The organism is Nocardioides sp. CPCC 206348 (assembly GCF_048654705.1).
Lineage (GTDB): Bacteria > Actinomycetota > Actinomycetes > Propionibacteriales > Nocardioidaceae > Nocardioides.
The window spans coordinates 2,689-8,506 of record NZ_JBMCZA010000210.1 but is presented as its reverse complement, the minus strand read 5'-3'; the positions used below and the strand labels follow the sequence as shown (position 1 = coordinate 8,506).

General features: G+C 70.1%; 9 protein-coding genes. 6 read left to right on the top strand and 3 right to left on the bottom strand.

The genetic code is table 11. From position 1 onward, the window contains the following. Together ACOADB_RS20920 and ACOADB_RS20915 are read left to right on the top strand one after the other, a co-directional pair. On the top strand, positions 1-660 hold a 660-nt coding region (locus ACOADB_RS20920; protein ID WP_378603009.1), incomplete at its 5' end, for a pyridoxal-phosphate dependent enzyme. Positions 661-688: 28 nt separating this feature from the next. After that, on the top strand, positions 689-967 hold the full coding sequence (locus ACOADB_RS20915; RefSeq protein WP_378603006.1) for a MoaD/ThiS family protein: 279 nt from the start codon (positions 689-691) through the stop codon (positions 965-967). A 21-nt stretch (positions 968-988) separates the two neighbouring features. On the opposite strand, the gene ACOADB_RS20910 is transcribed toward ACOADB_RS20915, so the two are convergent. Next, a complete protein-coding gene (locus ACOADB_RS20910) occupies positions 989-1,207 on the bottom strand; it encodes a hypothetical protein (protein WP_378603003.1) in 219 nt (72 codons plus the stop codon). A gap of 63 nt (positions 1,208-1,270) precedes the next feature. Next, positions 1,271-2,860: an acyl-CoA synthetase gene (locus ACOADB_RS20905; RefSeq protein ID WP_378603000.1), complete on the bottom strand. Its 1,590-nt coding sequence runs from the start codon at positions 2,858-2,860 to the stop codon at positions 1,271-1,273. Positions 2,861-2,920: 60 nt separating this feature from the next. Between ACOADB_RS20905 and ACOADB_RS20900 the strand changes: the two genes are divergently transcribed. After that, positions 2,921-3,385, top strand: coding sequence for an OsmC family protein (locus tag ACOADB_RS20900; protein WP_378602997.1), 465 nt, complete (start codon positions 2,921-2,923; stop codon positions 3,383-3,385). On the opposite strand, the gene ACOADB_RS20895 is transcribed toward ACOADB_RS20900, so the two are convergent. Continuing rightward, on the bottom strand, positions 3,372-4,043 hold the full coding sequence (locus ACOADB_RS20895; RefSeq protein ID WP_378602994.1) for a hypothetical protein: 672 nt from the start codon (positions 4,041-4,043) through the stop codon (positions 3,372-3,374). The genes ACOADB_RS20900 and ACOADB_RS20895 overlap by 14 nt on opposite strands. 92 nt (positions 4,044-4,135) lie before the next feature. On the opposite strand from ACOADB_RS20895, the gene ACOADB_RS20890 reads away from it, so the two are divergent. The 3 genes from ACOADB_RS20890 to ACOADB_RS20880 form a co-directional block, all read left to right on the top strand. Then, positions 4,136-4,975: an SGNH/GDSL hydrolase family protein gene (locus ACOADB_RS20890; protein ID WP_378602991.1), complete on the top strand. Its 840-nt coding sequence runs from the start codon at positions 4,136-4,138 to the stop codon at positions 4,973-4,975. Positions 4,976-5,013: 38 nt separating this feature from the next. After that, positions 5,014-5,517: a SigE family RNA polymerase sigma factor gene (locus ACOADB_RS20885; RefSeq protein WP_378602988.1), complete on the top strand. Its 504-nt coding sequence runs from the start codon at positions 5,014-5,016 to the stop codon at positions 5,515-5,517. A 1-nt stretch (position 5,518) separates the two neighbouring features. After that, positions 5,519-5,818: hypothetical protein (locus ACOADB_RS20880; protein ID WP_378602985.1), on the top strand; the 300-nt coding region annotated here is incomplete at its 3' end.

Genomic DNA, 5,818 nt, shown 5'->3' with positions numbered 1-5,818 from the left:
TCGGAGATCGCCGGCGAAGAGGAAGGCTGGGCGTTCGTCAACGTCAACGTCCGCCCCTACTACGCCGAGGGCTCCAAGACGCTGGGCTACGAGATCGCCGAGCAGCTCGGCTGGCGCCTGCCCGACCAGATCGTCATCCCGGTCGCCTCCGGTTCGCAGCTGACGAAGGTCGACAAGGCCTTCCAGGAACTGATCAAGCTCGGCCTCGTCGAGGACAAGCCCTACCGGATCTTCGGTGCCCAGGCCGAGGGCTGTGGCCCCGTCGCGACCGCCTTCAAGGCCGGTGTCGACGCGATTCGTCCGGTCAAGCCGGACACGATCGCCAAGAGCCTGGCCATCGGCAACCCCGCCGACGGCATCTACGTCCTTGACATCGCGCGCCGCACGGGCGGCAGTGTCGAGGAGGTCACCGACGACGAGATCCGCACGGGCATCGTGGACCTCGCCCGCACCGAGGGCATCTTCACCGAGACTGCCGGTGGCACCACCGTCGCGGTCACCCGCAAGCTGGTCGAGACCGGCCAGCTCGACCCGAACCTCGAGACCGTCGTCATCAACACCGGCCACGGGCTGAAGACGCTCGACGCGATCTCCGGCCAGGTCGGCGCCGCAGCCACCATCGCTCCGACCTACGCGGCCTTCAAGGCCACGGGTCTCTGATCCCCCACCCCCGCAGCAAAGGAACACCATGAGCGTCAGCGTCCGGATCCCCACGATCCTCCGTACCTACACCGGCGGCGACTCCGAGGTGAGCGCCACCGGCGCCACCGTCGCGGAGATCCTCGACGACCTCGACGGTCGCTTCGCCGGCATCAAGGGGCGGATCGTGGACGAGGACGGCAAGCTGCGCCGCTTCGTCAACGTCTACGTCAACAACGACGACGTTCGCTTCGAGCAGGACCTCGCGACCCCGACGCCGGACGGCGCCGAGGTCTCCGTGATCCCTGCCGTCGCCGGCGGCTGCTGAGCGCGAACGGCCGCGAGGCCGCTACATCATTCGCGTTGCGAGGGCGACGGCGATGATGACGCACACGAGTGCGACCAGGGACACGGCAGCGAAGTAGGTCGCGTGGACCTGCAGGCCGTTGCCCTGCCCGCGGTGGCGGGTGAGGTCGGCATCGCGACTGACGATGGCGGACCTGGCGATCGCCTGGGGTGAGAGCAGGTGCCTCCGAAGAGGCCTGGCGGACTTTCCGGAATCGGTCATGCCAGTGATTCGGAGCGGCTCACCGGATCGCTTGGTCGCGCCGGGCCAGGAACAGGGACGGATTCAGCCGAGCAGCTCGGTCGCCAGGCGAGTGCTCGCGGCATAGTCGACCTTGCTGACCGGCGTCCGCGGGACGGCGTCGACGAAGAAGACGACCTTGGGGACCTTGTAGTTGGAGATCAGTGAACGGCAGTGGTCGCGGAGGTCGTCCTCGGAGATCGTGGAGCCGTCGCGGCGCTGCACCATCGCCGTCACCTGCTGGCCCCACCGCTCGTGCGGGGTGCCGACGACGACGGCATCGAAGACGTCGTCATGGCGCAGCAGCACGGCCTCGACCTCCTCGGGGTGCACCTTCTCTCCGCCGGTGTTGATGCAGACCGACCCGCGGCCGAGCACGGTGACCGTTCCGTCCTCCTCGCGACGGGCGAAGTCGCCCGGGATGGCCCAGCGCACGCCGTCGATCTCCTTGAACGTCGCGGCCGTCTTCACCGGGTCCTTGTAGTAGCCCAGCGGCACCGGGCCGGAGCGGCCGAGCATGCCGTCGACCCCCGGCGGGCACGGCTTCAGGTCGGGGTCGAAGACCTGCACGTGGTCGTCGACGCTGAACCGGGGTGCGCCGGCAGCGCCCTCGGTGCCGTCGTCGATCCGGGAACCGGTCGCGCCGGACTCGGAGGCGCCGTACGAGTCGAGGATGAAGCGGCCGGGCAGTGCTTCGCGGATCTCGGCGCGGACACCTTCGGACAGGGGAGCGGCACCGTTCGACACGGCGGCCAGGCTGGAGAGGTCCCAGCGGTCGGGCTCGGCGAGGATCGCCTCGGCCACCGGTCGTCCCATCGCGTCCCCGAGGAAGGTCATCGACACGACCTTCGCCTTCTCGACCAGGTCGAGAATCTTGGCGGCGTCGAAGGTGGGTTCGGTGTAGAGGGCGATCGTCTGGCCGGCCACGTGGCCGTTGCCGAGGATCCACTGGCTGCCGCCGTGCATCATCGGGCCGCAGGCGAGCAGCACCATGGGGTTCTCGACGGCGATGGCCTCGGCCGCCAGCTGCTCGACCGAATCGAGCGGAGCGCCGTAGCGGGCGGCGTTGAGGGCGGCGCGGATCAGGTCCTCGTTGCGCCACACGACGCCCTTCGGGTTGCCGGTCGTGCCGCCCGTGTAGAGGACGTAGTGGTCATCTGCGGAGCGGCCGGTGATCCGGCGCTCGGGTGACGCGGCGGCGAGCGCGGCGTCGTACTCCTCGCCGAGGACGACGAGGTGGCGCAGGGTCGGGGTGTCGAGCTCGGCCAGTGCGTCGACGTACTCCGGCGCGATGATCGCGGCCACGCAGTCGGCGTTGTCGTAGAGGTACGCCAGCTCGTCGCGGAGGTACTTGAAGTTGATGTTGATCGGCACGGCCCGCGCCTTGAGGCAGCCGTAGAGGGCGTCGACCCACTCGATCCGGTTGGTGGCGTGCACCGCGACGTGCTCGCCCGGCTGGATGCCCAGGCCGACCAGGTGGTTGGCCAGTCGTGTGGAACGCTCGTCGATCTCCGCGAAGGTCCAGACGCGGTCGGCGGTGACGACTGCGGCCCGGTCGGGAACGGCGTCCGCCATCACCTCGATGACGTCGGCGAGGTTGATCGGACGTGCGGCGGTCACTGTGGTGGGGGTCACACGGCACAGGATGCCAAACTAGAACAAGTTCTCGCCAGAGGTTCGGGGGAGAATGCTCCGGTGACCGACCACCACTACGCGCTGGATCTCGTCTGGCAGGGCAACCGCGGCACCGGGACCAGCGGCTACCGCGACTACGGCCGCGACGTGACCCTGCGGGCGGCGGGCAAGCCGGACCTGCTCGGTTCGGCCGACCCGACGTTCCGCGGCGACGCCACCCGCTGGAACCCCGAGGAGCTCCTGCTCGCCGCACTGGCCCAGTGCCACTTGCTGTCCTACCTGCACTCGGCCGTGCTGCACGGCATCGTCGTGACGGCGTACGACGACAGCCCGGTGGGCGTGATGTCCCAGGCGGGCCACGGCGGACACTTCACGTCGGTCACCCTGCGCCCCCGGGTCACCGTCGCCGATCCGGCGCACGTCGACCTCGCCCGGGAGATCCACGGCGAGGCCAGCCGCAACTGCTTCATCGCGGCGTCCGTGAACTTCCCGGTGCTGCACGAGCCGGAGATCAGGCTCGCTTGAGGGTCGGGATCACGTCGTTGAGAAGGGAGCGCGCGGTCGTCCGGTCGGGGGCGACCACGCTGATGTCCACGACGGTGCTGCCGTTGACCACGTAGAGCGACCCGCCCTGCAATTCGGTGCCGCTCAGGGAGATCGTGGTTCCGAAGATGCGTCCGGTGCCCAGTGGGGTGTCGACGTTCTCGCCTTGCGTGGTCGTGACATCCAGGTCGATGAAGGCTGCCTCGAACTTCGCCTGTGACGGGAGGCTGCCACTCTGGTCGAAGACCGTCACGGTCATGACGCTGGCGAATCCCATCAGGTAGAGGTCGACTCTCTTGAGCGTTGCCCGGAGCTGATCGACGGTCAGCCCGGTGCGCTCGGCGAGTTCCTTGCCGCGTGGACTGTCCGCGGCGAAGGACAGGTCGCTCTCGCTCAGTGCCGTCCATCCCGCCGGGACAGAGATCCGGACCCCCGCACGCCGGGCGGTGAACGCCTTGGCCTTGGGCTTCTTCTTCGGCTTGTCGGCCTTGGGCTTCGGCTTCCCGTCGTCCTTCGACGGGCCGAGCGGCGAGGACGAGGACTCGATCAGGATCTTCTCCGAGTCCGGCACCGTCTCGGTCGCGCAGCCTCCCGCCAGGAGGGCGGTGGCGACGAGGAGGGGAGCGAGGCGTCGGAGCATCCGCCGACAGTAAAGGGAAATGGTGCGGATCGTCCGGCGTTTCGCCATGGTCCCGCCACTGTCCGTTCAGGCTGGTCTGGTTCAAACGGGACATGACTCGCAGCCGTACCGCCCTGCTGGCCGTCGGCGCCCTCGTGGCCGGCGTCGGGGTGACCACCGGCGGTGGCCGAGAACTGTTGCGCCGGCAGGCCGCGATCGCCCGCGCCCGGATCGGCAAGCCCCTCGGTGAGGACGCGCTGGCCGCCGACAAGACCTGGAAGAAGAAGACGTACGGCGGCGCGCCGCTCCAGCTGCTGGTCCTCGGCGACTCGATCGCCGCCGGGCTGGGGGCCGAGCGCCCGAAGGACACCCTCGGCGCCCGCATGGCCCGGGAGCTGGCCAAGCGCCTGCACCGGCCGGTGGCGCTGCACACTGCGGCGGTCGTCGGGTCGGAGACCTCGGCCCTGGCGGGGCAGCTGGACGGGCTCGCCGAGGGCTACCGCGCCGACGTCGCCGTCATCGTGGTCGGCGGCAACGACGTCACGCACCGGGTGCCGGTCAGTGCGGCGGCGTCGCAGCTCGAGGAGGCGATCGTCCGGCTGCGGGCCGCAGGGACGGAGGTCGTGGTCGGCACCTGCCCGGACCTCGGTGCGCTGCGGCCGGTGCCGCAACCGCTGCGTTCGCTCGGTTCACGGATGTCGAAGCAGCTCGCCGCGGCGCAGGCTGAGGTCGCCGTACGCAACGGCGCGCACGCGGTGTCGCTCGCGCACGTCGTCGGTCCGTTCTTCATCACCAACCCCGACGAGATGTTCAGCCTCGATCGCTTCCACCCCAGCGCCCTGGGCTACAAGCGGACGGCCGGGGCGCTCGTCCCTTCGGTGCTGCTGGCTCTCGGGCACGCGGGGACCGTGCCCTTCGGCCATCACGCGCCGACGACCGCCGCGGTGGAGTGACCCTCCAACCTTTTGGCGCTGATGTGCGTTGATGGGGTGTGACCACCGATGAGGAATCGTTTCGCCGCTGGGCAGGGGAGCGCCAGTACGCCCTGCTGCGGACGGCGACGTTGCTCACCGGCGATCGACAACGCGCGGAGGACCTGGTCCAGGAGGCACTGACGAAGGTGGCGCTGCGGTGGCGCCGGCTGCGCGACGACAACCCCGAGGCCTATGCCCGCCAGATCATCGTGCGCGACAACATCTCCGCGTGGCGCAAGCGGCGCCGTGAGGTCGTCGTCGACCACGTGCCGCGCGTCGTCGTCCCCGACCACACCGCCGCTTCCGAGCGCCGACTGCTGCTCGACGAGGCCCTGGCCACGCTGACGCCGCGGCAGCGGGCCGTGGTCGTCCTGCGCTACTACGACGACCTGACCGAGCGGGCTGCTGCCGAGGCGCTCGGCGTCAGCGTCGGCACCGTGAAGAGCCAGACCCATCTCGCCCTGAGCCGCCTGCGGGAAGCCGCACCCGAGCTCGCCGACCTCCTTCGAGAGGAGAGCTGACATGACCGATCAGCGACTGCGCGACCTGCTCCACGAACAGGTGGCCGACCTCGAACCGAGCGACCTCTCCGGTGCGGCCTGGGCCGGTGCGCGTCGGATCCGCCAGCGTCGTGTCGCGGTCGTGGCGGGCTCGGCCGTCGCGGTCGTTGCCGTGGTCGCGGGCAGCCTCGTCCTCGCCCGGGGCGACGGCGGGGAGCCGACCGACCCCGCGCCGACGCCGACCACCGAGCAGACGGTCGTCCCGTCGTCGGTGGTCGCGCCCGGTCGTGACTACCGCGGAGCGAAGACCTGGTGGGCGCCG

Coding starts and splice junctions, on each gene's coding strand:
- ACOADB_RS20915 (WP_378603006.1), top strand. CDS start 689: ATGAGCGTCAGCGTCCGGATCCCCACGATCCTCCGTACCTACACCGGC.
- ACOADB_RS20910 (WP_378603003.1), bottom strand. CDS start 1,207: ATGACCGATTCCGGAAAGTCCGCCAGGCCTCTTCGGAGGCACCTGCTC.
- ACOADB_RS20895 (WP_378602994.1), bottom strand. CDS start 4,043: ATGCTCCGACGCCTCGCTCCCCTCCTCGTCGCCACCGCCCTCCTGGCG.
- ACOADB_RS20890 (WP_378602991.1), top strand. CDS start 4,136: ATGACTCGCAGCCGTACCGCCCTGCTGGCCGTCGGCGCCCTCGTGGCC.